Below are 22,661 nucleotides of genomic sequence, written 5' to 3' on the forward strand. Positions count from 1 at the left end.
CAATGCAGAACAAGACCATCGAGAGAGGAGACACCATGGCGCCCCTGACCACCACCAAGCTGGCCCGCCTCGCACTGGCCGCGGCCCTCGCCTTCAGCGCCGGCAGTGCGCTGGCCGACATCACCGTCGGCGTCAGCCTGTCCACCACCGGCCCGTCGGCGTCGCTGGGTATCCCGCAGAAGAACTCGCTGGCCTACCTGCCGCAGAAGATCGGCGGCGAAGCGGTACGCTACATCGTGCTGGACGATGCCTCGGACCCCACCCAGGGCGCCAAGGTGGCGCGCCGCTTTGTCTCCGAGGACAAGGTCGACATCATCCTGGGCTCGTCCGCGGTGGCGCCGTCGATCGCCATTGCCGAGGTGGCCGATGAGGCCCAGACCGTGCAGCTGGCGTTCTCGCCGATCGAACTCAAGCCCGGGCGCGGTGGCTGGACCTTCCGGCTGGCGCAGCCGGTGCGGCTGATGGCCAATGCCGTGGCCGCCACCGCCAAAACCAACGGCGTCAAGACCATCGGCTTTATCGGCTTTGCCGATGCCTACGGCGAGACCTGGCTGAAGGACTTCACCGCCGCCGCCAGCGCCAACGGCATCCGCCTGATCGCCACCGAGCGCTACGGCCGCGCCGATACCAGCGTGACCGCGCAGGCCATCAAGCTGATTGCCGCCAAACCCGACGCCATTTTGATCGCCGGCGCCGGCACCGGCGCCGCGCTGCCGCACACCACGCTGCGCGAGCGCGGCTACGGCGGCACCATCTACCACACCCATGGCGCGGCCACCAAGGACCTGATCCGCATCGGCGGGCGCATGGTCAATGGCGCGATCCTGCCGGCCGGGCCGGTGATCGTGCCGGAGCAGTTGCCCGCGGGCGACCCGGTGCGCAAGCCGGGGCTGGACTACGTCACCCGCTATGAGAAGCAATACGGGGCCGACAGCCGCACGCAGTTCGGCGCCCACGCCTACGACGCCGGGCTGGTGCTGGAGCGCATCGTGCCGGTGGCGCTCAGGCACGCCAGGCCGGGAACGCCGGCATTCCGCCAGGCGCTGCGGCAGGCACTGGAGACCGAGCGCGACATCGTGGTCTCGCACGGCGTGCTGAATTACAGTGGGCAAGACCACTATGGCTTCGACCAGCGCGGGCGGGTTATGCTGACCATCGACAACGGCAACTGGAAACTGCTGAAATGAATCCCGACGCATCCGGCACACCGCCCGCCGCACCCCCGCGCCCGCGCAGCACCACCGCCGCGTCCGCGCGGCGCAAGGCGCGAGACCCGCTTGCGCCGGATCCGGCCGCAAGCGGCGGTGCCGATGCCGGTTTCGACCCGCATGTGCCGAACATCGACTATGGCGTGCTCGACAATCTGATCGGCTACGCCATCCGCCGCGCGCAGATCCGCATCTATGAAGATTTCGTGCTGTCGCTGGCGCAATGGCAGATCACGCCGCCGCGCTTTTCGGCGCTGATCATCATCTCGCGCAACCCGCACCTGAAGCTGACCGAACTGGCGCAGATCCTCGGCATCGCGCGCTCGGGGGCGGTGCTGCTGGTCGACGCGCTGGAAGAGATGAACCTGGTGGCACGCCGCCCGGCAGCCGGCGATCGCCGCGCCTACAGCCTGGTGCTGACGGCAGCCGGCCGCCGCACGCTGGAAGCCGCCACGCAGGCGGTGGTGGCGCACGACGCGCACGTCGGCTCGGCGCTGAGCGAGGCCGAGCAGGCCACGCTGAAGTCGCTGCTGGCTCGGCTGGCGCCGCCGCGGGCCGGCTGAGGGCAGTCGGCAAGACTGTCATCTGCCGGCCCGCGGCCATGCGTTAACATGGCCGCCATGCCAAGAACAATCGCCGCGCCTACTGCATCGCGACCCGGCGCCCTGCTGCGCTGCCTGTCGCCACTGCTCTCGCCCATCCTTGCCGCCGTGCTGCTGGCCGGCGGTCCCGCGCCCACCCCGGCGCAAGCCAAGGCGCCCGCCAAGACGGTCAAGGCGGCAAAAGCGGCGAAGGCCGCCACCGCCGCAAAAACCGCTGCCGATCCCGCACTGGTGAGCGCCGGCGTGCCGACCCCGGTGGCCGCGGCGCTACGCCGAGCCGGCGTGCCGGCGTCGGCCGCCAGCTTCTACGTGGTCAGGCTGGGCGCGGGCACCGCCCGCGCCAGCTGGAATGCGCAGCAGCCGATGAACCCGGCCTCGACCATGAAACTGGTCACCACCTTTGCCGGGCTGCAGCTGCTGGGGCCCGACTACCGCTGGCAGACCTCGCTCTATGCCGACGCTCAGCCCGGCTTCGACGGCACCGTCAACGGCAACGTCTACCTGCGCGGCCACGGCGATCCCAAGCTGGTGCCCGAGGAAATGGCCAAGCTGGTGGCGAAGGCGCGCGCCGGGGGCGCTACCGGCATCAACGGCGACCTGGTGCTGGACCGCAGCTACTTTGCCGATGGCCTGGACGGCAACGGCACCATCGACGGCGAAGTGCAGCGCGCCTACAACGTCGGCCCCGATGCGCTGCTGTATGCGTTCAAGACGCTGTCATTCACGCTGACGCCGGACCCGGCCAGCCAGACCGTGGCAGTCAGCGTCACGCCCGAGCTGGCGCAGCTCAAGCTGGACAACCGGCTCACGCTGACCAACGGCCGCTGCGGCGACTGGCAGTCCAGCGCCAGCCCGAGCGTGCTGCCGCAGGCGGACGGCACCGTGCTGGCGTCGTTCTCGGGCGACTATGCCAGCGACTGCGGCGAGCACGTGCTCAATATCGCCACGCTGTCGCATGCGGAGTTCACATGGGGCGGCTTCGTCGCCGAATGGCAGCGCGCCGGCGGGCGCTTTGCCCATATGCCCGCGCTGCGCAGCGGCAAGGTGCCGCGCGGCGCGGTGCTGCTGGCGCGCCACTACGGCCTGCCGCTGGCAGACATCGTGCGCGACATCAACAAGTTCTCGAACAACGTGATGGCACGCCAGCTGTTCCTGACCATCGGCGCAGAAATGGACCGCGGCGGCCCGGCCAGCACCGGGCGCTCGATCCGCGTGGTGCAGCGCTGGCTGGCGCGCCAGGGGCTGGACATGCCCGGCCTGGTGCTGGACAACGGCTCGGGCCTGTCGCGCGAGGAACGCATCAGCGCCTATGACATGGCGCGCCTGCTGCAGCAGGCCGCGGCCAGCAACGTGGGGCCGGTGCTGATCGATTCGCTGCCGGTGCTGGGCGTCGACGGCACGCTGCGCAACCGCCTGACGCGCGCCAACGCGGCCGGCAACGGCTACCTGAAGACCGGCACGCTGGCCGACGTGCGCGCGCTGGCCGGCTATGTGGATGCTGCCGACGGCGGCCGCTACGTGGTGGTCAGCATGATCAACCATCCCAATGCCGCGCAGGCGCTGGAAGCACACGACGCCTTGCTGCAATGGGTGTACCGCGGCGCACCCTGAGTCCGCGCCGGGCAGGCCGCGGCGCGGCGCCGTGGCCTGGCGCCAACGCCGCGGCCGCATTTTGTTAAGCGGACGCTTACCAGCGTCCGATCCGCCCCTATAATGCCAGGGTGCCGGCCGCGTCCTGCGGCGGCAGCCTTCCGGGCCGGCCCTCGGCCCCGGGCCTGCATTGCCCCCTCGCCCTCTGACATGACTTCCCGACAACCCCCGGTGTGGTTGCGCCTCTGGCATCGCTTCGCACCCGCCGAACGCGCCGGCTTTATCGACGGCGCGCGCTACTTTGCCCCGTCCCTGCCCGCGGTCTTCTCCTGGGGCCTGGTGACCGGCGTGGCAATGAGCAAATCCGTAATGACCGTGCCCGAAGCCATCGGCATGTCGCTGCTGGTCTATGCCGGCTCGGCGCAACTGGCCGTGCTGCCGCTGTTCGCCGCGGGCCTGCCGCTGTGGACCATCTGGCTGACTGCGGCCGTGGTCAACCTGCGCTTTGTGATCTTCAGCGCCGGCATGCAGCCGCACTTCAGCTACATGCCGCTATGGCGGCGCACCATCCTGGGCTCGTTCAACGGCGACCTGCACTTCGTCTACTTCCTGCAGAAGTACAGCACGCCCGGCTACGAGCCCGGCAAGGAAGGCTACTTCTGGGGCATGGCGCTGACCAACTTCTGCATGTGGCAGCTGTCGTCGATCATCGGCATCGTGCTGGCCAGTCTGTTCCCCGACAGCTGGGGCCTGGGGCTGGCCGGCACCATGGCGCTGATCCCGGTGATGATCGCCACCATCAACTCGCGCTCGACGCTGCTGGCAGTGGTGGTGTCGGCGGTGCTGGCGCTGCTTTGCTTCGATTTGCCGTACCGTCTCAGCCTGGTGGTGGCAGTGGTGGGCGCGATTGCCGCCGGCATGGCCAGCGACGACCTGGCCGCGCGCGCGGCACTGCGCGGCATCCGCCGGCGCAAGCCCAAGGCCCCCGAGGTCACCAACGCCGCCGCGCCGGAAACGCCGCCGGGAGACCGCGCATGAGCCATCTTGAAATCTGGATTGCCATCCTTGGCATGGCGGTCGTCACCATCGTCACGCGCGCGCTGTTCCTGATGGCCGGCGAGCATGTCACCGTGCCCGACCGCATCGCGCGGGCGCTGCGCTATGCACCGGCCGCGGCGCTGGCGGCGATCATCCTGCCGGACCTGATGACCTGGCAGGGGCATTTCACGGTGGCGTTCTCCAACGACAAGCTGATGGCGGGGATTGCGGCCACGCTGTTCTACCTGCTGACGCGGAAGATGGTGGGGATGATCGTGGTGGGGATGGCGGTGTATACGGCGCTGAGGCTGCTGGGCGGCTGAATTGGCGGCATCGTGCTTGGCACACGCCGGCCCTCTCCCTGGCTCCTCTCCCGCACGCGGGAGAGGGGCGCAAACCGGCAGGACTCTGACGCCAATCAGCCCGTATTGCGCAGGCCCGCCGCGACGCCGTTGATGGTCAGGTGGATGCCGCGCCGCACCCGGATGTCGTCGCCATCCTTGCCCGAGCGGTAGCGTTTCAGCAACTCAACCTGCAAGTGGTTCAGCGGGTCGAGGTAGGCAAAGCGGTTCTTGATCGAGCGCGCCAGCAGCGGGTTGTCCGCCAGCCGTTCCTGGTGGCCGGTGACCAGTGTCAGCATCTCGCAGGTCAGGTGCCATTCCTTGCTGATGCGGTTGAACACGGTGCGGCGCAGGGCCGCGTCGTCGCACAGCTGGGCATAGCGCGAGGCCACGGCCAGGTCGGTCTTGGCCAGCACCATGTCCATGTTGGACAGCAGCGTCGAGAAGAACGGCCAGGTCTTGACCATGCGGCGCAGCGTGGTCACGGCCAGCTTGCGCGCCTTGTCGTCCGGCGCGGTGTCCAGCAGCGACTTGACCGCGCTGCCGAAGCCGTACCAGCCCGGCAGCAGCAGCCGGCACTGGCCCCACGAGAAGCCCCACGGGATTGCGCGCAGGTCTTCGATGCGGCGGTTCTTCTTGTCCATCAGCTTGCGCGAGGCCGGGCGCGAACCCAGGTTCAGGTCGGCGATCTCGGTGATCGGCGTGGTGGCGAAGAAGTAGTCCTTGAAGCCCGGGGTCTCGTAGACCAGGTCGCGGTAGGCGGTGAAGGCGCGGTCCGACAGCTGCTGCATCACGGCCTCGAACATGTCGAGGTCCTTGGGTGCGTTCTGCTGCGGCAACAGCGAGGCTTCCAGCGTGGCGGCGACCACCGTTTCCAGGTTGCGCCGGCCGATCTCGGCGTTGGCGAACTTGCTGTTGATGATCTCGCCCTGCTCGGTCAGACGGATCTGGCCGTTCACCGTGCCCGGCGGCTGCGACAGGATGGCCTGGTAGGTCGGGCCGCCGCCGCGGCCGACGGTGCCGCCGCGGCCGTGGAACAGGCGCAGCTTGACCTGGCGCTGCTCGAACAGCTGCACCAGTTCCAGCTCGGCCTTGTACAGCTCCCAGGTGGAAGTCAGGAAGCCGCCGTCCTTGTTCGAGTCCGAGTAGCCAAGCATCACTTCCTGCTCGACGCCATGGTGCGCGATCACCGAGTCGAAGCCCGGCAGGTCCAGCAGCGACTGCATGATGCCGGCGGCGTTGCGCAAGTCCTCGATGGTCTCGAACAGCGGGATCACCATCAGCTCCATGCGCGCCGGGTCGGTCTTGCTGCCCAGCGTGCCCTGCAGCATGCCGGATTCCTTCTGCAGCAGCATCACTTCGACCAGGTCCGACAGCGTCTCGGTGTGCGAGATGATGTAGTTGCGCGCAATGCGCTTGCCATAGCGCGCGCGCAGCTCGCGCGCGGCGGCGAAGATCGCCAGTTCCTTGCGGGTCTGCTCGGAATACTCATGCCATGGCAGCGTCAGCAGGCGCGGCTGGCGCAGTTCGGCCAGCAGCAGTTCCAGCTTGCGCGCCTCGGGCAGGGCGGCGTAGTCGGGGGCGATGCCGGCGGCGGCGAACAGCTCGGCGATGACCGCCTCGTGCACGTCCGAGACCTGGCGCATGTCGACCGACGCCAGGTGGAAACCGAACACGCCGATGGCGCGCGCCAGCGCTTCGATACGGCCATTGGCCAGCGCCTGGCCATGGTTGGCGCGCAGCGAGTCGACCACCACCTGCACGTCGGCGGCAAAGGCCTCGGCGCTGTCATAGGGCTCGGCCGGCGCCACCGGGCGGCGCGGCACGGCATGGCCGGTCAGCGTCTTGCTGGTTGCGGCCAGGCGCGCGTAGATGCCGATCAGCGCGCGGCGGTAGGGTTCGTCGGCGCGATGCTCGGAGTGGTCGGGCGAGCGCTCGGCCAGCGCCAGCAGTTCCGGGCTGGCGTCGACCATCAGCGTCGACATCGACAGCTCCGCGCCCAGCGCATGGACTTCATCCAGGTACCAGTCGATGATCATCTGCCCCTGCTGGCTGGCGGCATGCTCCAGCGTCTCGGCGGTGACGTTGGGGTTGCCGTCGCGGTCGCCGCCGATCCAGGAACCCATCTGCAGGAACGGCGCCAGCGGCGCCGGCTGCGCGCCCGGGGTGCCCTTGCGCTTGCGCGTGGTCGGGAACACCGCGGCGATGTCTTCCTCCAGCTCGCTCATCAACTGCGGGATGCCGCGCAGGAAACAGGTGCGGTAGTAGGACAGGGCGTTTTCGATCTCGTCGGCCACCGTCAGGCGCGAATCGCGCAGCATGCGGGTCTGCCACAGCGTGGTGACCTTGGCGCGCAGCTGCGCGGTGTTGTGGTCGCGCTCGCGCGCGGTCATCGGCAGGTCGCGCTCGGCCAGCAGGCGGGCGATCTCGCGCTCGGCGTCGAGAATACTCTTGCGCTGGACTTCGGTCGGGTGCGCGGTCAGCACCGGCACGATCAGGGCCTCGTCCAGGAACTTGCGCAGCTGCTTGCCGGTCACGCCGGCGGCGTCGATCGCCTCCAGCGCGTGGGCCAGGCTGCCCGCCTGCGGCGGCGAGCCGGCCAGCGCGTGCACGCGGCGGCGGCGGTTGTGGTGCTGGTCCTCGGCGATATTGGCCAGGTGCGAGAAATAGCTGAACGCGCGCACGACCTGGTTGGTCTGGTCGCGCGACAGGCGCTTGAGCAGGCGGTCCAGCTCCGCGCCGGCGGCGCGGTCGTTCTCGCGGCGGAAGCGCACCGCGGTCTGGCGGATGGTCTCGACCACCTCGAAGGCGGCGTCGCCTTCCTGTTCACGCAGGCATTCGCCCAGCAGGCGGCCCAGGAAGCGGATGTCCTCGCGCAGCGGCACGTCCTTGTCGGCGGTGCGGCGGGCGGTGGGGGCGATGGTGGTTCCGTTGCTCGACACGATGGAAAGCTTGGGCTTGGGGGAACGTTTGGTCCCGCTGCGGCTGGCGGGGCGTTTCGGTTCGGCGGCGGATGCGCCGTTTGCGTCACCCTGGGCGGCGCCGAGGGCAGGGCTTTGGTCTTTCGCAGCCGGGGCGGTCCGCCGGCCGTTGGGGCGCGCAGCATGCTGCGTCATGCAATCTCCTCGTTCTGCTTCTAGCTTATCTATTGGTGCGGAGGGACTATTGGGTCGCGTGCTACCATTGACGCATGTCGTCTGCCACCCTGTCTTCCTCTACCGCTGTCGTGTCTCGCAATCTTCCGCAAAAGCTCGTCATTGCCTCCCGAGAGAGCCGTCTGGCCCTGTGGCAAGCAGAACATGTGCGTGCTGCATTGCAACAATACTATCCCGCGTGCGACGTGTCCATTCTTGGCATGACCACGCGCGGAGACCAGATTCTAGACCGTACGCTGTCCAAAGTCGGCGGCAAGGGTCTGTTTGTCAAAGAACTGGAGTTCGCGATGGACGAAGGCCGGGCGGACCTGGCGGTGCATTCGCTCAAGGATGTGCCGATGGAGTTGCCCGAAGGCTTCGCCCTGACCGCGGTGATGGAACGCGAGGATCCGCGCGACGCGCTGGTGTCTTCCGCCTACGCCTCGCTGGACGAGATGCCGGCCGGCACCGTGGTCGGCACCTCCAGCCTGCGCCGTGAGGCCGCGCTGCGCAGCCGCTATCCGCAGCTGGTGATCAAGCCGCTGCGCGGCAATCTGGACACGCGGCTGGGCAAGCTGGATCGCGGCGAATACGGCGCCATCATCCTGGCCGCCGCCGGCCTCAAGCGCCTGGGCCTGGGCGAGCGCATCCGCGCGCTGATCCCGATCGAGGTGTCGCTGCCGGCCGCAGGCCAGGGCGCCCTCGGCATCGAGATCCTGGCCAACCGGCCTGAACTTGCGCAATGGCTGGCGCCCCTGAACCACCAGCCGACGGCGCTGGCCGTGAGCGCCGAGCGCGCCGTGTCGCGCATGCTGGGCGGCTCGTGCCAGGTGCCGCTGGCCGCCCATGCGCGCTGGGAAGGCGATCAGCTGAAGCTGGACGCCTTTGTCGCCTTGCCCGATGGCACGCGCGCCATCCGCGCTGCCGCGTCCGGACCGGCAGTTGACCTGGCTGCTGCCGAAGCGCTTGGCCAGGCCTGCGCGCGCGACCTGCTGGCGCAGGGTGCCGAAGCCATCCTCGCGGCACTGGCCGATTCTGGCGATCCCGCCGGCTCCCAAGCTCCTGCCTGAGGCTGCCCCATGCCCAGCCCGACCGTCGTTGTCACACGACCCGCCGGGCAGTCCCGGCAACTGACCGAGGCGCTGCAGGCCGCGGGCCTGGACGTACTCAGCTTTCCCTTGCTGGGCATCGGCCCGGCCGTTGACGACGCGCCGCTGCGCGCGGCGCTGGCGCGGCTGAACACCTTTGCGCTGGTGGTCTTTGTCAGTCCCAATGCCATTGCCTACGCGCTCGACGCACTGGCCGGCGTGCAGGGCGTGGCCCAATGGCCGGCGCAGGTGCCGGTGGCGGTGGTCGGGCCGGCCAGCGTCGCGGCCCTGGCCGAGCGCGGCATCGCGCCGCCCGCGTGCCGGGTGATCGCGCCCGCGGGCGCTGCTGCAAACGGGCAGGGCCCCGATGACGCCGCACCGGAGGCCGAAGCGCTGCGCTTCGACTCCGAGGCCCTGTGGGCCCAGCTCGATCCCGCCGCGCTGGCGGGCAAGCCGGTCCTGATCATCCGCGGCAACGGCGGGCGCGACTGGCTGGGCGACCGCCTGCGCGAGGCCGGCGCCCAGGTCGAGGCCGTCGAGGCCTACCAGCGCACGCTGCCCGAACCCAGCGCCATGCAGTGGCAGGCCGTGCGCGACAACCTGCGTCCTGGCGCGGCGCCGCATGCGTGGCTCCTAACCAGTTCTGAAGCGGTGCGCAACCTTGACGCGCTGGCACGCCAGCATCTGTCGCCTGAGGAAGACGCTGCCCTGCGGCAGGTGCAGTGCATCGCGCCGCATGCGAGAATCGCCGAACAGGCGCTGGCGCTGGGCTTCCCCCATATCCTGCGCGCCGCCCCGGGCGATGCCGGCCTGCTGGCGGCGTGCCTGCAGTGGGCCGATGCCCATGCCGGTCCCGCGCCGGCAAGCATGGCCAGCGCGTCAATCGAAGCCGGCCCGCCCAGCGCCACAGCCGAAGCGCCGCCGGCCCCCGTGCCGGACGCAGCAGTTCCCGCAACGTCAACGAAGGTCGAACGCGTGACGCAAGAAACCACGTCCTCCTCCGCTACGCCGCCGCCCACGGCGGCCTCCGCAGCATCGGCGCAAGCAGCGTCCGCGCCGGGCCCCGCTACCCCCGCTGCTCCCAGTGCAGCCTCACGGCGGTCCGCTGCGTTGTGGGCGCTCGTCGCCGTGCTGGTGGTGGCGACGGCTGGCGGCTTCTGGTGGCTGCAGCAGCGCGTTGACCACCTGACCGGCGAGCTGGCGCGCCGCCAGCAAAGCAACGATGCGCTGGTGCAGGAGTCGCGCGTGCTGACCCGCAACGCGCAGGACACGGTCAAGGAACTGCAGGCCAAGGTCGGCGCACTGGAGAACCAGGTCGGAGAGACCCGCGACAAGCAGGTGGCGCTGGAACAGGTCTACCAGGACCTGATGCGCAACCGCGACGACTGGGAAATCGCCGAGATCCAGCAGTTGCTGACCAGTGCCGGCCAGCAACTGCAGCTGACCGGCAACGTGCAGGTGGCGCTGGCCGCGCTGCAAAGCGCCGACGCGCGCCTGGCGCGCGCCGACAAGCCGCAATACAACCTGCTGCGCCGCGCGATCGCGCGCGACGTCGCGCGCATGAAGGCGGTGCCCGACACCGACCTGACCGGCGCTGCAATTAAACTGGACGAGGCCATCAACCAGGTCGACTCACTGCCGCTGCTGTCCAGCGAACGCATGCTGGAGCGCAGCGAGGCCGACGCCCGCAAGGGTGCCGCGGCCAACGGTGCCAGCGCGCCGGCCGCCGCCAACGGCGCGGGCCCGGGCTGGTTCACGCGCCTGTGGGATTACCTGCGCGAAGAACTGGCGCAGGTGGTCCGCATCCGCAAGGTCGACGACGCCGAGGCGCTGCTGCTGTCTGGCGACCAGGGCTGGTTCCTGCGCGAGAACGTCAAGCTGCGCCTGCTCAACGCGCGCCTGGCATTGCTGTCGCGCAACGAACCCGTGTTCCGCAACGACCTGGCCGCCGCGCAGGCGATGATCAGCCGCTATTTCGATACCAAGTCGCGCCGGGTGCAGGGGGTGCTGACGCTGCTGCGGCAGGCGCAGGCCGGCGCGGTCACGGTGCAGCTGCCCACCATGTCCGAAAGCCTGGGCGCGCTGCATGCCCTGAAGAAGGAGTAAGCCCATGCGCCTTCTGTTCTGGGTTGCGGTCCTGTTTGGCGGCGCCGTCGGGCTGGCCCTGTTCACGCAGTTCAACCACAGCAATGTGGTGCTGTTCTATCCGCCGTATCGCGTCGAGCTGTCGCTGAACCTGGCGCTGGCCTTGCTGCTGTTGCTGTTCTTCGTGGTGTGGACGGTGATGTCCACCGTCCGCCATCTGGCCGACATGCCGCGCCGCGCCGCCGCCTACCGCGAGCGCAGCCGCATGAGCAAGGCACAGGCGGCGCTGCGCGAGTCGATCGAAAACCTGTTTGCCGGCCGCTTCGCCCGCGCCGAGCGCGCCGCGCGCGAGGCGCAGTCCTGGGACGACCAGGCCCAGACCGCCGCGCTGATCGGCGCCCGCGCCGCGCACCGGATGCAGGAAACCGAGCGGCGCGACGCCTGGATGGCGCAGGTCACCGACCCCGAGCGCGAGCAGGCGCGGCTGGTGTCGATGGCCGAGTTGCTGGTCGATGCCCGCGATGCCGACGGCGCGCTGGAGACCATCGCCCAGCTGCAGTCGCAGGGCGCGCGCCAGATCCACGTGCAGCGCATCGCGTTGCGCGCGCACCAGCACCTGAAGAACTGGACCGAGGTGCTGCGTCTGGCGCGCTCGCTGGAAAAGCGCAACGCGCTGCATCCGGTGCTGGCGCTGCGGCTCAAGCAGATGGCCGTCGAAGCCATGCTGGAGGAACGCCGCCACGACGCCGACGCGCTGACCGAGTTCTGGCGCTCATTGTCCGCCGACGAGCGCCGCGCCACCCGTATCGCCGAACCCGCGGCGCGTTACTTCGCGGCGCTGGGCCGGCAGAACGAAGCCCGCCGAATCATCGAAGACGCGCTCAAGGTCAACTGGGACAGCCGCCTGGTGCTGCGCTATGCCGATTGCGCCGTGCCAGGCCACGCGCTGCCGCAGATCCAGCAGGCCGAGAAATGGCTGGCCGCGCATCCCGCCGACGCCGATCTCTACTACACGCTGGGCGTGCTGTGCCTGGGTGAGAAGCTATGGGGCAAGGCCCAGTCCAGCTTCGAGCGCGCGCTGAAATATGCCGAGCCCGACCAGCAGCGCCGCCTGCGGGTGCGCACGCACCTGGCGCTGGCGCGGCTTTTTGAGGAAACCGAGCGCTTCGACGACGCGCAGCGGCACTATCGCGAGAGCGCGATGCTGGCGGCCTGAGGATTTCAGGCTGCGCGTAAACTAACCGATTGTGTGCTCCCTCTCTCCCGCAAGCGGGAGTGGGGTGCACCGACCGCAGGCAAACTGCGGCAGCAATCCGGCCTGCCACCCAGCAGCCGCGTCACCATCCATCCCTACCACCATCCATTCCATGACTCTCGACCGCATCCTCCAATCCCAGGGCTTTGGCACGCGCCGGTACTGCGGCGACCTGATCGCCGCCGGGCTGGTCGAAGTCAACGGCGAACTGTGCGAAGACCCGCGCGCGCAGTTTGAAGTCGACGGCCTGCGGCTCACCGTCGACGGCGAGGAATGGCTGGCCTGCACCAAGGCCTACCTGATGCTGAACAAGCCCACCGGCTACGAATGCTCGCAGCGCCCGCGCCATCATCCCAGCGTCTACAACCTGCTGCCGGTGCCGCTGCGCCAGCGCGAGGTGCAGGCCGTGGGGCGGCTCGACCACGACACCACCGGGCTGCTGCTGCTGACCGATGATGGCCAGTTCATCCACGCCCAGACCTCGCCCAAGCGCAAGGTGCCGAAGATCTATGAAGTGACGACTGCCGAGCCGGTCACGCCGGAGCAGGCCGAAGCGCTGTGCAGTGGCGTGCAGCTGCTCGACGAACCGGCGCCGATCGCTGCGGAAGCGTGCGAGATCACCGGCGAACGCAGCCTGCGGCTGACCCTGGTGCAAGGCAAGTACCATCAGGTCAAGCGCATGGTGGCGGCGGCCGGCAACCATGTCAGCGCGCTGCATCGCAGCGCCATTGGCGGCCTGCAGCTCGATCCGGCCCTGGCCGAAGGCGAGTGGCGCTGGCTGACGGCGCAGGAGCTGGCCGCACTGACCCGCAAGGATTGAGCCAAACTGCAACCCCAGACCGTGGCCGGGCGCTCATTGCTGCACTGCAGCGTCCGCCAATCTTTTCCGGAAGACCCCCGGCGATTTGATAAAATGCAAGGCATGGCGAAGCCCGAAGCACCTATCAATCTGACCAATCAGTTCCTGATTGCCATGCCTGGCATGGCCGATCCGACCTTTTCGGGTTCCGTCGTCTATATCTGCGAACACAATGAGCGTGGCGCGCTCGGGCTGGTGATCAACCGGCCCATCGACATCGACATGGCCACGCTGTTCGACAAGATCGACCTCAAGCTTGAAATCCAGCCAGTCGCGCACCAGCCGGTCTACTTCGGCGGCCCCGTGCAGACCGAGCGCGGCTTTGTGCTGCATGACCCGGTGGGCGTCTATGTGTCGTCGCTGGCCGTGCCCGGCGGGCTGGAGATGACCACCTCCAAGGACGTCCTCGAGGCCGTGGCCAACGGCAGCGGCCCGCACCGCTTCCTGCTGACGCTGGGTTACTCCGGCTGGGGCGCCGGCCAGCTGGAGGAAGAGCTCAGCCGCAACGGCTGGCTGACGGTCCAGGCCGACCCCGAGATCATCTTCAGCGTGCCGCCCGACGATCGCTTCGCCGCCGCCATCCGGCTGCTGGGCATCGACTTCACCATGCTGTCCGGCGAGGCCGGGCATGCATGATGCCGTGGGGCGTGAACTGCCCCGCGACGGCACGGTCCTGGCATTCGACTACGGCGAAAAAAAGATCGGCGTCGCGCTGGGCAACTTCATCACGCGCGAGGCGCGTGCGCTGACCATCCTCCCCAATATCACCGTCGAAGGCCGCTTCGAGGCCGTGGCGGCGCTCATCCAGGAGTGGAACCCGGTGCAGCTGATCGTCGGCATGCCGGTCAACCCCGAAGGCGGCGAGCAGCCCTCGATGAAGCTGGCGCGGCGTTTCGGCAACCAGCTCAATGGCCGCTTCGGCCTGCCGGTGGAGTGGGTGGACGAGCGTTATACCTCGCGCGCCGCGTCGATGGCCGGCGCCCGCCGCGGCGAGCTCGATGCCGAGGCCGCCCGCATCATCCTGCAACAGTACTTCGACCAATTCCCGCTATGACGCAGATTTCCGTTCCCGACGCCGAGTCGCTGTACCGCAAGCTGCTGGACCAGGCCCAGGCGTTGATCCCCGAGGCCGAGCGCGCGCGCTGGTCGGTGGCCGGCATCTACTCAGGCGGCGCGTGGATCGCCGCGCGGCTGGCCGCTGACCTGAAGCTGCCCGAGCATGGCGTGATCAACGTTGCCTTCCATCGCGACGACTATGCCAAGAAGGGCCTGCACAGCCAGGCCCAGCCGACCACGCTGCCGTTTTCGGTGGATGACCGCAACATCCTGCTGATCGATGATGTGCTGGCCACCGGCCGCACCATCCGTGCCGCCGTCAACGAGCTGTTCGACTACGGCCGCCCCGCGCGCGTGGCGCTGGGCGTGCTGGTCGACCGCGGCGGGCGCCAGCTGCCGATTGCCGCCGACCTGACTGCCGCCGAGATGGCGCTGCCGCCCGGCACCACGCTGGTGCTGTCGCGCCAGGGCGAGGGCGCCGGCGCACAATTCGCGTTTGCGACCGAACCTACCGATTCCGCCACCGGCTGAACCGGCCCGCATGCCCCAGGCGCGCCCGTGCGCGCCTGACCCCCAGCTCCGAGACCAGACCACCTCCGTTTTTTGCCCGCGCCCGACCAGCCATGACCAAGACGTTCCGCAACCCGCAGCTCACCAAGAACGGCGAACTGAAGCACCTGTTGTCGATCGAGGGGTTGTCGCGTGACATGATCACGCACATCCTCGACACCGCCAGCCAGTTCGTATCGCTGTCCGACTCAGACCGCGATGTCAAGAAGGTGCCGCTGCTGCGCGGCAAGAGCGTGTTCAACCTGTTCTTCGAGAACTCCACCCGCACCCGCACCACCTTCGAGATCGCCGCCAAGCGGCTGTCGGCGGACGTGCTGAACCTGAACATCAACGCCTCGTCGACCAGCAAGGGCGAGTCGCTGCTGGACACCATCAACAACCTGTCGGCGATGTCAGCCGACATGTTCGTGGTGCGACATGCCAGCTCGGGCGCACCTTACCTGATCGCCGAGCACGTCGCGCCGCACGTGCACGTGATCAATGCCGGCGATGGCCGCCACGCGCACCCGACGCAAGGCCTGCTGGATATGTATACGATTCGGCATTTCAAGAAGGACTTCACCAACCTGACGGTGGCCATCGTCGGCGACATCCTGCACTCGCGCGTGGCACGCTCCGACATCCACGCGCTGACCACGCTGGGCGTGCCCGAAGTGCGCGCCATCGGCCCGCGCACGCTGCTGCCGTCGGGGCTGGAGCAGATGGGCGTGCGCGTCTTCCACGACATGGAAGAGGGCCTGAAGGGCGTGGACGTGGTCATCATGCTGCGGCTGCAGAACGAGCGCATGAGCGGCGCGCTGCTGCCGTCGGCGCAGGAATACTTCAAGGCCTACGGCCTCACGCCGGAGCGCCTGGCACTGGCCAATCGCGACGCCATTGTGATGCACCCGGGCCCCATGAACCGCGGCGTCGAGATCGACTCCGCCGTGGCCGACGGGCCGCAGTCCGTGATCCTGAACCAGGTGACCTTCGGCATCGCCGTGCGCATGGCGGTGATGGGCATCGTGGCGGGAAATAGCGACGAATGATGCAGTCGAGCGACACGAGCCAGAACACACTGAACCAGCCAAGCGACACGACAAGCCAAGCTATGAAGATTCACATCAAGGGCGGCCGCCTGATCGATCCGGCCAGCAACACCGACGCCGCGCAGGACCTCTACATCGCCGCCGGCAAGATCGTCGGCGTGGGCAGCGCCCCGGCGGACTTCACCGCCAACAAGACCATCGATGCCAGCGGCCTGATCGTGTGCCCCGGCCTGGTCGACCTGTCCGCGCGCCTGCGCGAGCCCGGCTACGAATACAAGGCCACGCTCGAATCCGAAGTGGCCGCCGCCACCGCCGGCGGCGTGACCAGCCTGGTCTGCCCGCCCGATACCGATCCGGTGCTCGATGAGCCCGGCCTGGTCGAAATGCTGAAATTCCGCGCCCGCACCCTGAACCAGACCCACGTGTACCCGCTGGGCGCGCTGACGCTGGGCCTGAAAGGCGAGACCCTGACCGAGATGAGCCAGCTGACAGAGGCCGGCTGCGTCGGCTTCAGCCAGGCCGAGGCCCCGGTGCACAACACCCAGGTGCTGCTGCGCGCGCTGCAATACGCCAAGACCTTCGGCTTCACCGTCTGGCTGCGCCCGGAAGACCCGTTCCTGGGCGGCGGCGTCGCCGCCAGCGGCGCGGTGGCGTCGCGCCTGGGCCTGTCCGGCGTGTCAGTGATCGCCGAAACCGTGCGCCTGCACACCATCTTCGAACTGATGCGCAGCACCGGCGCGCGCGTGCACCTGTGCCGGCTGTCGTCAGCCGCCGGGCTGGAACTGGTGCGCCAGGCCAAGCGCGAAGGCCTGGCCGTGACCTGCGACGTCAACATCCACCATGTCTCGCTGACCGACATGGATATCGGCTACTTCAACTCGCAGATGCGCTTCTCGCCGCCGCTGCGCAGCCCGCGCGACCGCGACGCCATCGTCGCCGCGCTGGCCGACGGCACCATCGACGCCCTGTGCTCCGATCACACCCCGGTCGACGACGACGAGAAGCTGCTGCCGTTCGCCGAGGCATCGCCGGGCGCAACCGGCCTGGAACTGCTGCTGCCGCTGACCGTGCGCTGGGCCGCCGAGCACAAGGTTCCGCTGGCCCTGGCACTGGGCCGCATCACCGCCGAGCCCGCCCGCGTGATCGGCCTGAAGGCCGGCACCCTGGCCGTCGGCAGCGCCGCAGACGTATGCGTGTTCGACCCCAGGCAGGTCTGGAAGGTCGACCGCCGCTCCATCAAGAGCCAGGGCAAGAACTCGCCGTGGCTCGGCTACGAGATGGAAGGCAAGGTCCGCATGACTCTGGTCGGCGGGCAAGTCGTCTACGGAAACCACGCCCACGCATGATCTGGCTGCGCAAGACCGCGCTGGTGCTGCACCTGCTGCGCGGGCTGGTGACCTGCGCCTTGCTGTTCCCGTGGCTGGGCGTGCGCACGCGCGAGTGGCATATCCGCCGCTGGTCGCGGCGGTTGCTGCGGATTTGCGGGGTGGAGGTCGAGGTGGTGGACGCCACCGGCGCAGCGCCGCACGGCGCCGGCCGCCAGGGTGCGATGGTGGTTTCCAACCACATTTCGTGGCTGGACATCTACGTCATCCACAGCTGGCAGCCGGTGCGCTTCGTCGCCAAGTCGGAGATCCGCAGCTGGCCGCTGATCGGCTGGCTGTGCGGGAAGACGGGAACGATCTTCATCGAACGGGCGCGCAAGCGTGACGCCCACCGCGTGCTGCATGACATCACCGACGTGATGCTGCAGGGCGACCTCGTCGGCGTGTTCCCGGAAGGCACCACGACTGACGGCACCGAGGTGCTGCCATTCCACGCCAACCTGATGCAGGCACCGATTTCTGGTGGATTGCCCGTGCAGCCCCTCGGACTGAACTACCTCGATGCCACTACGGGTCAACCAACGCTTGCCGCCGCCTACATCGGCGAGACCACACTGCTGCAGTCACTGGAAGCGGTCTTGCGCGCACCCAGGATCAAGGCCAGGCTGGTAATCGGACCTGCGCTGGTGCCGGCCTCGGGCGACCGCCGCGAGCTTGCGAACTCCGCCAGGGAGGTGGTCGCCCACCTCAGCCAGGGCGCGCCGGAACACGCTGCCGCCGCGGCCCGGCGGCTGAACCACCCCGTCGAGCCCGGCGGCGTGCCCCAGCCAAGCTCCGCTGCCATCAGCTAGCCGTCCTGTCGTCCCCGCCAACGCGGGATTGCCAGTCAGGCCAGCGGGTCACAATATTGCGGGCAATCAACCTGAACGACGGTCCGTTCGGCAGGATCCTGTGCCAACCGGGCCGCCGTCAGCTTGCCACCCCAGACGCAGCCAGTATCCAGCGCCATCAGATTCGGCCGCATGACCAGGCCCAGCGTCGACCAATGGCCGCATACCACCGTCACATCCTCAGTACGCCGCCCTGGCACGTCGAACCACGGCATGAACCCGTCCGGCGCCTTGCCCAGGCCTTCCTTGGTCTTGAAGTCCATCACGCCATCGACAGTGCAGTAGCGCAGCCGGGTGAGGGCATTGACCACCACGCGGTGGCGATCAATGCCGCGCAGGCCGTCGTGCCAGCGGTCGGCGGCGTTGCCGAAGATGTCGGCGAGGAAGCCTTGCCAGTTGGGGCCTTGGAGTTGGTCTTCGACTTCGCGGGCGAGGTCGATGACTTGGGCAGCGGTCCATTGGGGGAGGACGCCGGCGTGGATTAGGAGGAAGTTGTTTTCTAGCAGGGCGAGGGGGCGGTGGCGGAGCCAGGTGAGTAGATCCTCACAATCGGGGGCGGTGAGGATGTCGTCGAGGGTGTCGGATTTGCCTTTTTTGCGGACGCCGGCGGCGACGGCTAGGAGGTGGATGTCGTGGTTGCCGAGGACGGTTTCAGTCCGGGGGCCCATGGCACGGATGGTGCGCAACGTTGCTAGTGAGGCCGGCCCGCGGTTTACCAGGTCGCCCACTAAGCGGAGAGGTGCATCTGGTGGCAGAGCCCCAAGAAGAGAGTCAAGCGAAGGGGCGCAGCTCTGAAGGTCGCCGACGGCGAAGGGGGTATCTGTCAAGGGTCGATTAACAGGCATTGAGAATTGCCAGATATTTGTGGATGAGCGGCGGAAGTGCCAGAACACGCATTCTTCAGAGATCACATAATTGATTCGGCGAATCGTTACAAGACGCTACAAAAAGTTAGGTATTGGGCCGGGGGAGAGGCTCGGGGTCAGATAGAATATCGCCACTTCCACAAGGACTTAAGGATTCCGCCAGCCATCATAGGAACGGGCGGACGGCCGACTTTTGTCGGCAACTCGAAACATATCGAAGGCAGGGAGCAAACATTTTGTCGCACATTTTGGTCACGGGCGGGGCGGGGTTTATCGGTGGCAATTTTGTCCTTAACTGGCTGGCACAGCCAGGGGCGGACAACATTGTCAACGTCGACAAGCTGACGTATGCCGGCAATCTCAAGACGCTGGCATCGCTGGACGGCGATGCGCGCCACGTCTTTGCCCAAACGGATATCTGTGACCGTGCCGCCCTGGATCGTCTGCTGACAGAGTACAAGCCGCGTGCGGTTGTGCATTTCGCTGCGGAAAGCCATGTCGACCGGTCCATCCACGGTCCGGCTGAATTCATACAGACCAACATCGTAGGAACATTCACGCTGCTAGAGTCCGTGCGCGCCTATTGGGGGGGGCTCGACGGGACCGCGCACGCCGGTTTCCGCTTTCTGCATGTCTCCACCGACGAGGTGTTCGGCTCTCTGGGGCCGCAGGATCCTCAGTTTTCCGAAGCAACTCCCTACGCTCCGAATAGCCCGTACTCCGCGTCGAAGGCCGCCGCCGACCACCTGGTCCGCGCCTACCACCATACCTACGGTCTGCCGGTGCTGACAACGAACTGTTCGAACAACTACGGCCCATATCATTTCCCGGAAAAGCTGATTCCGCTCATGATCACCAACGCGCTGACGGGCAAGGCGCTACCCGTGTACGGCGACGGCCAGAATGTGCGCGACTGGCTGTATGTGGGGGATCACTGCGCCGCCATCCGCGAAGTGCTTGCACGGGGCCGCCTGGGTGAAACGTACAACGTCGGCGGTTGGAATGAAAAAACCAACCTTGATGTGGTGAATACATTGTGCGATCTGCTCGACGAACTGAAGCCCAAGGCTGCGGGTTCCTATCGCGATCAGATCACGTTCGTGAAGGATCGGCCGGGCCATGATCGCCGATACGCCATCGATGCCCGCAAGCTTGAGCGCGAACTGAACTGGCGACCTGCCGAGACGTTTGAGACTGGCCTGCGCAAGACGGTGCTGTGGTATCTGGCTAACCAGGCATGGGTGCAAGACGTGATCTCGGGCGAGTACCGAAACTGGGTGGCCAAGCAATATGCTGCATAAGCAACCCGAGGCGCCTACTATTCTTGTAACAGGAAGCAACGGGCAAGTCGGTTTCGAACTGCGTCGCAGTCTGGTCACCCTTGGTCATGTTATTGCGCTGGATCGTGGTGCATGCAATCTCGGCGAACCCGATGCCGTACGGGCGCTGGTGCGTCGGATGCGTCCTGCCGTCATTGTCAATGCCGCTGCCTATACGGCGGTGGAAAAGGCCGAATCCGAGGCCGAGCTCGCATTCGCTGTAAACGGCGTGGCACCCGGGGTGCTGGCTGAGGAGGCGCGCTCGCTGGGCAGTCTGTTGGTGCACTATTCCACGGACTACGTTTTTTCCGGCACTGGTGACAAGCCTTACGAGGAAACCGATGATGTCGGACCGCTGTCTGTCTATGGCAAGAGCAAGCTCGCAGGTGAGCGGGCGGTTGCCGGGGCGGGTGCTCCGGCAATTGTGCTGCGCACTAGCTGGCTCGCGGGCGCGCACGGCGAAAATTTTGTGCGGACCATGCTTCAGCGAGGCCGCGAGCGCGATACGCTGCGTGTGGTTAACGACCAGTTCGGTGCCCCCACGACGGCATCGTTGGTCGCCGATGTGACTGCTCGCATCATCGATCGGGCGTGGCTGCACGGAAACCGTGCCGCGTTTCCGTCGGGCATCTATCACCTGGCAGCCGCAGGCGAGACATCGTGGCATGGCTACGCCACCGAAGTGTTGCGGTATGCGGCCGGCAGGGGAGTGGTGCTGAAGGTTGATCCGGATGGAATCGAGGCGATTCCTGCGACAGCCCTCCCGCGTGCTGCGCCGCGGCCGGCCAATTCGCGTCTGAATACACGCAAGCTGTGCGAGACGTTTGACATTCACCTTCCAGAGTGGCGATCGGGCGTGCATTACCTGATCGATCAGATCCTTTCCTGATACTACCCATGCGCAAAGGAATTATTCTGGCCGGAGGCTCCGGTACGCGCCTCTACCCGATCACCCGATCGGTGTCGAAGCAACTGCTGCCTGTCTACGATAAGCCAATGATCTACTATCCGCTGTCGACGTTGATGCTGGCGGGTATTCGCGACATCCTTATCATCTCGACACCGGAAGACACGCCGCGCTTTACCGAGATGCTCGGAGACGGCTCCAGATGGGGTCTTAACCTGCAGTACGCGGTACAGCCATCACCGGACGGATTGGCGCAGGCCTTCATCATTGGCCGTGATTTCGTTGGAAATGATCCGTCGACGCTGATCCTGGGCGACAACATTTTCCATGGCCATGCCCTGATTCGGCAATTGAAGGAAGTGTCATCCCGGCAAGCTGGCGCCACTGTGTTTGCGTACCACGTGCATGACCCCGAGCGCTATGGCGTGGTCGAGTTCGACGACGAGTTTCGTGCGCTGTCACTCGAGGAAAAGCCCATGGAGCCCCGCTCCAACTACGCGGTGACCGGGCTGTACTTCTACGACAATCAAGTTTGCGATATCGCGGCCGATATTCGTCCATCTGCGCGTGGCGAGCTCGAGATCACTGACGTGAATAAATGCTATCTTGAAATGGCGCAACTCGAGGTCGAGGTCCTCGGGCGCGGTTATGCCTGGCTGGATACGGGCACCTATGACTCGCTGCTGGAGGCGGCAAGTTTCATTGCCACCGTGCAGAAGCGGCAGGGGCTGATGGTTGCGTGTCCGGAGGAAATCGCCTTTCGAAACAAGTGGATCGGTGCGGAGGCAGTCGAGCAGATGGCCAATGGCTTGGCGAAGAACTCGTACGGGCAGTATCTGCACAGCCTGCTGGCGGAGGGATACAGGTAATGGATCAGCAGCCTGGCCTGACGGCTACGCCGACCTCGATCCCCGATGTTCTGATTCTTGAGCCTCGAGTGTTTCAGGATGAACGCGGTCATTTTCTGGAGAGCTTCAACGAGCGCGTCTTCGAGCGCGCAACCGGCATTCGCCGCAAGTTCGTCCAGGACAATGAGTCGAGGTCCGTGCGTAACGTGCTCAGGGGGCTCCACTACCAGACACGCAAACCGCAAGGCAAGCTGGTGCATGTGATGGCCGGCGAGATATTTGATGTTGCAGTGGACCTTCGCAAGGCTTCGCCGACTTTTGGAAGGTGGGTGGGTGTGACATTGTCGGCGCAGAATTTCCGGCAACTCTGGATTCCGGAGGGCTTCGCGCACGGCTTCATGGTGACATCCGACTATGCAGACGTGTTGTACAAGATGACGGACTACTATGATCCGCAGTTCGAATTTGCAATCGCATGGAATGATGCCGACGTCGGCATAGCCTGGCCGGCTACCAAAGGCCTGATCCTGCATGCCCGCGATGCTGCAGCGCCGCTGCTGCGCCACGTCGCGAGCCCGTTCTAGGGTGACGTCGTGACACAAGATTGCTTGCGACAATCCGGTGATCGACATCGTACGCTCACACACGGAGC

21 protein-coding genes are annotated in these 22,661 nt (G+C 67.0%); 19 read left to right on the forward strand and 2 right to left on the reverse strand.

The features are described from left to right. Positions 1–35 precede the first annotated feature (35 nt). The 5 genes from AC3WRI_RS05425 (at position 36) to AC3WRI_RS05445 (ending at position 4,761) form a co-directional block, all read left to right on the forward strand. Positions 36–1,187 (forward strand): ABC transporter substrate-binding protein, encoded by a 1,152-nt coding sequence (locus AC3WRI_RS05425; RefSeq protein ID WP_041687157.1) that lies wholly within the window; start codon positions 36–38, stop codon positions 1,185–1,187. Further along, on the forward strand, positions 1,184–1,771 hold the full coding sequence (locus AC3WRI_RS05430) for a MarR family winged helix-turn-helix transcriptional regulator (RefSeq protein WP_010812189.1): 588 nt from the start codon (positions 1,184–1,186) through the stop codon (positions 1,769–1,771). Before AC3WRI_RS05425 ends, AC3WRI_RS05430 begins: the two co-directional genes overlap by 4 nt. A 48-nt stretch (positions 1,772–1,819) precedes the next feature. Further along, complete coding sequence (gene dacB, locus AC3WRI_RS05435) at positions 1,820–3,421, forward strand: D-alanyl-D-alanine carboxypeptidase/D-alanyl-D-alanine endopeptidase (RefSeq protein WP_011614586.1); 1,602 nt, start codon at positions 1,820–1,822, stop codon at positions 3,419–3,421. A gap of 189 nt (positions 3,422–3,610) precedes the next feature. After that, the gene (locus tag AC3WRI_RS05440; RefSeq protein ID WP_041687155.1) at positions 3,611–4,438 is read left to right on the forward strand and encodes an AzlC family ABC transporter permease; all 828 of its coding nucleotides are present in this window, start codon (positions 3,611–3,613) and stop codon (positions 4,436–4,438) included. After that, on the forward strand, positions 4,435–4,761 hold the full coding sequence (locus tag AC3WRI_RS05445) for an AzlD domain-containing protein (protein ID WP_011614584.1): 327 nt from the start codon (positions 4,435–4,437) through the stop codon (positions 4,759–4,761). Before AC3WRI_RS05440 ends, AC3WRI_RS05445 begins: the two co-directional genes overlap by 4 nt. A gap of 95 nt (positions 4,762–4,856) precedes the next feature. On the opposite strand, the gene ppc is transcribed toward AC3WRI_RS05445, so the two are convergent. Next, entirely contained in the window at positions 4,857–7,895 is a 3,039-nt protein-coding gene (ppc, locus tag AC3WRI_RS05450; protein ID WP_492292722.1) for a phosphoenolpyruvate carboxylase, read from the reverse strand. Between the two features lie 74 nt (positions 7,896–7,969). Here ppc and hemC point away from each other — a divergent pair, with 74 nt between their 5' ends. The 10 genes from hemC to AC3WRI_RS05500 all read left to right on the forward strand — a co-directional run bounded on the left by hemC (position 7,970) and on the right by AC3WRI_RS05500 (position 18,030). Next, positions 7,970–8,983 carry a hydroxymethylbilane synthase gene (gene hemC, locus AC3WRI_RS05455; protein ID WP_058696729.1) on the forward strand — a complete coding sequence of 338 codons (1,014 nt, stop codon included), beginning with the start codon at positions 7,970–7,972 and terminating at the stop codon, positions 8,981–8,983. 9 nt (positions 8,984–8,992) lie between these two features. Next, positions 8,993–11,107 carry a fused uroporphyrinogen-III synthase HemD/membrane protein HemX gene (hemDX, locus tag AC3WRI_RS05460; RefSeq protein WP_492292723.1) on the forward strand — a complete coding sequence of 705 codons (2,115 nt, stop codon included), beginning with the start codon at positions 8,993–8,995 and terminating at the stop codon, positions 11,105–11,107. A 4-nt stretch (positions 11,108–11,111) separates the two neighbouring features. After that, on the forward strand, positions 11,112–12,302 hold the full coding sequence (locus AC3WRI_RS05465; protein ID WP_010813830.1) for a heme biosynthesis protein HemY: 1,191 nt from the start codon (positions 11,112–11,114) through the stop codon (positions 12,300–12,302). A gap of 151 nt (positions 12,303–12,453) precedes the next feature. Next, entirely contained in the window at positions 12,454–13,161 is a 708-nt protein-coding gene (locus AC3WRI_RS05470) for a pseudouridine synthase (RefSeq protein WP_058696727.1), read from the forward strand. A gap of 102 nt (positions 13,162–13,263) precedes the next feature. Then, positions 13,264–13,836, forward strand: coding sequence for a YqgE/AlgH family protein (locus tag AC3WRI_RS05475; RefSeq protein ID WP_010813828.1), 573 nt, complete (start codon positions 13,264–13,266; stop codon positions 13,834–13,836). Beyond that, the gene (ruvX, locus tag AC3WRI_RS05480; protein WP_492292724.1) at positions 13,829–14,254 is read left to right on the forward strand and encodes a Holliday junction resolvase RuvX; all 426 of its coding nucleotides are present in this window, start codon (positions 13,829–13,831) and stop codon (positions 14,252–14,254) included. Before AC3WRI_RS05475 ends, ruvX begins: the two co-directional genes overlap by 8 nt. Beyond that, a complete protein-coding gene (pyrR, locus tag AC3WRI_RS05485; RefSeq protein WP_010813826.1) occupies positions 14,251–14,787 on the forward strand; it encodes a bifunctional pyr operon transcriptional regulator/uracil phosphoribosyltransferase PyrR in 537 nt (178 codons plus the stop codon). Before ruvX ends, pyrR begins: the two co-directional genes overlap by 4 nt. A 92-nt stretch (positions 14,788–14,879) precedes the next feature. Beyond that, positions 14,880–15,854 carry an aspartate carbamoyltransferase catalytic subunit gene (locus AC3WRI_RS05490; protein ID WP_010813825.1) on the forward strand — a complete coding sequence of 325 codons (975 nt, stop codon included), beginning with the start codon at positions 14,880–14,882 and terminating at the stop codon, positions 15,852–15,854. Positions 15,855–15,916: 62 nt separating this feature from the next. Beyond that, positions 15,917–17,200: a dihydroorotase gene (locus tag AC3WRI_RS05495; protein WP_492292726.1), complete on the forward strand. Its 1,284-nt coding sequence runs from the start codon at positions 15,917–15,919 to the stop codon at positions 17,198–17,200. Then, entirely contained in the window at positions 17,197–18,030 is an 834-nt protein-coding gene (locus AC3WRI_RS05500) for a lysophospholipid acyltransferase family protein (protein ID WP_011615908.1), read from the forward strand. The genes AC3WRI_RS05495 and AC3WRI_RS05500 overlap by 4 nt, the downstream gene beginning before the upstream one ends. A 35-nt stretch (positions 18,031–18,065) precedes the next feature. Here the strand turns inward: AC3WRI_RS05500 and AC3WRI_RS05505 are convergent, their stop codons facing one another. Then, positions 18,066–18,914: a symmetrical bis(5'-nucleosyl)-tetraphosphatase gene (locus tag AC3WRI_RS05505; RefSeq protein ID WP_492292839.1), complete on the reverse strand. Its 849-nt coding sequence runs from the start codon at positions 18,912–18,914 to the stop codon at positions 18,066–18,068. Positions 18,915–19,171: 257 nt separating this feature from the next. On the opposite strand from AC3WRI_RS05505, the gene rfbB reads away from it, so the two are divergent. The 4 genes from rfbB to rfbC are packed head-to-tail and all read left to right on the forward strand — an operon-like array spanning position 19,172 to position 22,593. After that, entirely contained in the window at positions 19,172–20,236 is a 1,065-nt protein-coding gene (gene rfbB / locus AC3WRI_RS05510) for a dTDP-glucose 4,6-dehydratase (RefSeq protein ID WP_492292727.1), read from the forward strand. Then, positions 20,226–21,143 (forward strand): dTDP-4-dehydrorhamnose reductase, encoded by a 918-nt coding sequence (rfbD, locus tag AC3WRI_RS05515; protein ID WP_492292729.1) that lies wholly within the window; start codon positions 20,226–20,228, stop codon positions 21,141–21,143. Before rfbB ends, rfbD begins: the two co-directional genes overlap by 11 nt. An 8-nt stretch (positions 21,144–21,151) precedes the next feature. Beyond that, positions 21,152–22,030, forward strand: a complete 879-nt coding sequence (gene rfbA, locus AC3WRI_RS05520; RefSeq protein WP_492292730.1) for a glucose-1-phosphate thymidylyltransferase RfbA — start codon at positions 21,152–21,154, stop codon at positions 22,028–22,030. Next, positions 22,030–22,593, forward strand: a complete 564-nt coding sequence (gene rfbC, locus AC3WRI_RS05525) for a dTDP-4-dehydrorhamnose 3,5-epimerase (RefSeq protein ID WP_492292732.1) — start codon at positions 22,030–22,032, stop codon at positions 22,591–22,593. The genes rfbA and rfbC overlap by 1 nt, the downstream gene beginning before the upstream one ends. The last annotated feature ends 68 nt before the right edge of the window (positions 22,594–22,661 follow it).

The sequence above is a fragment of the Cupriavidus sp. FW305-27 genome (assembly GCF_058787995.1).

What these genes read in the sequence shown, in the direction of transcription:
- AC3WRI_RS05445 (WP_011614584.1), top strand. Translation starts at nt 4,435, where the DNA reads ATGAGCCATCTTGAAATCTGGATTGCCATCCTTGGCATGGCGGTCGTC.
- AC3WRI_RS05430 (WP_010812189.1), top strand. Translation starts at nt 1,184, where the DNA reads ATGAATCCCGACGCATCCGGCACACCGCCCGCCGCACCCCCGCGCCCG.
- hemDX (WP_492292723.1), top strand. Translation starts at nt 8,993, where the DNA reads ATGCCCAGCCCGACCGTCGTTGTCACACGACCCGCCGGGCAGTCCCGG.
- rfbC (WP_492292732.1), top strand. Translation starts at nt 22,030, where the DNA reads ATGGATCAGCAGCCTGGCCTGACGGCTACGCCGACCTCGATCCCCGAT.
- pyrR (WP_010813826.1), top strand. Translation starts at nt 14,251, where the DNA reads ATGACGCAGATTTCCGTTCCCGACGCCGAGTCGCTGTACCGCAAGCTG.
- AC3WRI_RS05490 (WP_010813825.1), top strand. Translation starts at nt 14,880, where the DNA reads ATGACCAAGACGTTCCGCAACCCGCAGCTCACCAAGAACGGCGAACTG.
- AC3WRI_RS05425 (WP_041687157.1), top strand. Translation starts at nt 36, where the DNA reads ATGGCGCCCCTGACCACCACCAAGCTGGCCCGCCTCGCACTGGCCGCG.
- dacB (WP_011614586.1), top strand. Translation starts at nt 1,820, where the DNA reads ATGGCCGCCATGCCAAGAACAATCGCCGCGCCTACTGCATCGCGACCC.
- rfbD (WP_492292729.1), top strand. Translation starts at nt 20,226, where the DNA reads ATGCTGCATAAGCAACCCGAGGCGCCTACTATTCTTGTAACAGGAAGC.
- ppc (WP_492292722.1), bottom strand. Translation starts at nt 7,895, where the DNA reads ATGACGCAGCATGCTGCGCGCCCCAACGGCCGGCGGACCGCCCCGGCT.
- AC3WRI_RS05440 (WP_041687155.1), top strand. Translation starts at nt 3,611, where the DNA reads ATGACTTCCCGACAACCCCCGGTGTGGTTGCGCCTCTGGCATCGCTTC.
- ruvX (WP_492292724.1), top strand. Translation starts at nt 13,829, where the DNA reads ATGCATGATGCCGTGGGGCGTGAACTGCCCCGCGACGGCACGGTCCTG.
- hemC (WP_058696729.1), top strand. Translation starts at nt 7,970, where the DNA reads ATGTCGTCTGCCACCCTGTCTTCCTCTACCGCTGTCGTGTCTCGCAAT.
- rfbA (WP_492292730.1), top strand. Translation starts at nt 21,152, where the DNA reads ATGCGCAAAGGAATTATTCTGGCCGGAGGCTCCGGTACGCGCCTCTAC.
- AC3WRI_RS05500 (WP_011615908.1), top strand. Translation starts at nt 17,197, where the DNA reads ATGATCTGGCTGCGCAAGACCGCGCTGGTGCTGCACCTGCTGCGCGGG.
- AC3WRI_RS05475 (WP_010813828.1), top strand. Translation starts at nt 13,264, where the DNA reads ATGGCGAAGCCCGAAGCACCTATCAATCTGACCAATCAGTTCCTGATT.
- AC3WRI_RS05505 (WP_492292839.1), bottom strand. Translation starts at nt 18,914, where the DNA reads ATGCCTGTTAATCGACCCTTGACAGATACCCCCTTCGCCGTCGGCGAC.
- AC3WRI_RS05470 (WP_058696727.1), top strand. Translation starts at nt 12,454, where the DNA reads ATGACTCTCGACCGCATCCTCCAATCCCAGGGCTTTGGCACGCGCCGG.
- AC3WRI_RS05495 (WP_492292726.1), top strand. Translation starts at nt 15,917, where the DNA reads ATGAAGATTCACATCAAGGGCGGCCGCCTGATCGATCCGGCCAGCAAC.
- AC3WRI_RS05465 (WP_010813830.1), top strand. Translation starts at nt 11,112, where the DNA reads ATGCGCCTTCTGTTCTGGGTTGCGGTCCTGTTTGGCGGCGCCGTCGGG.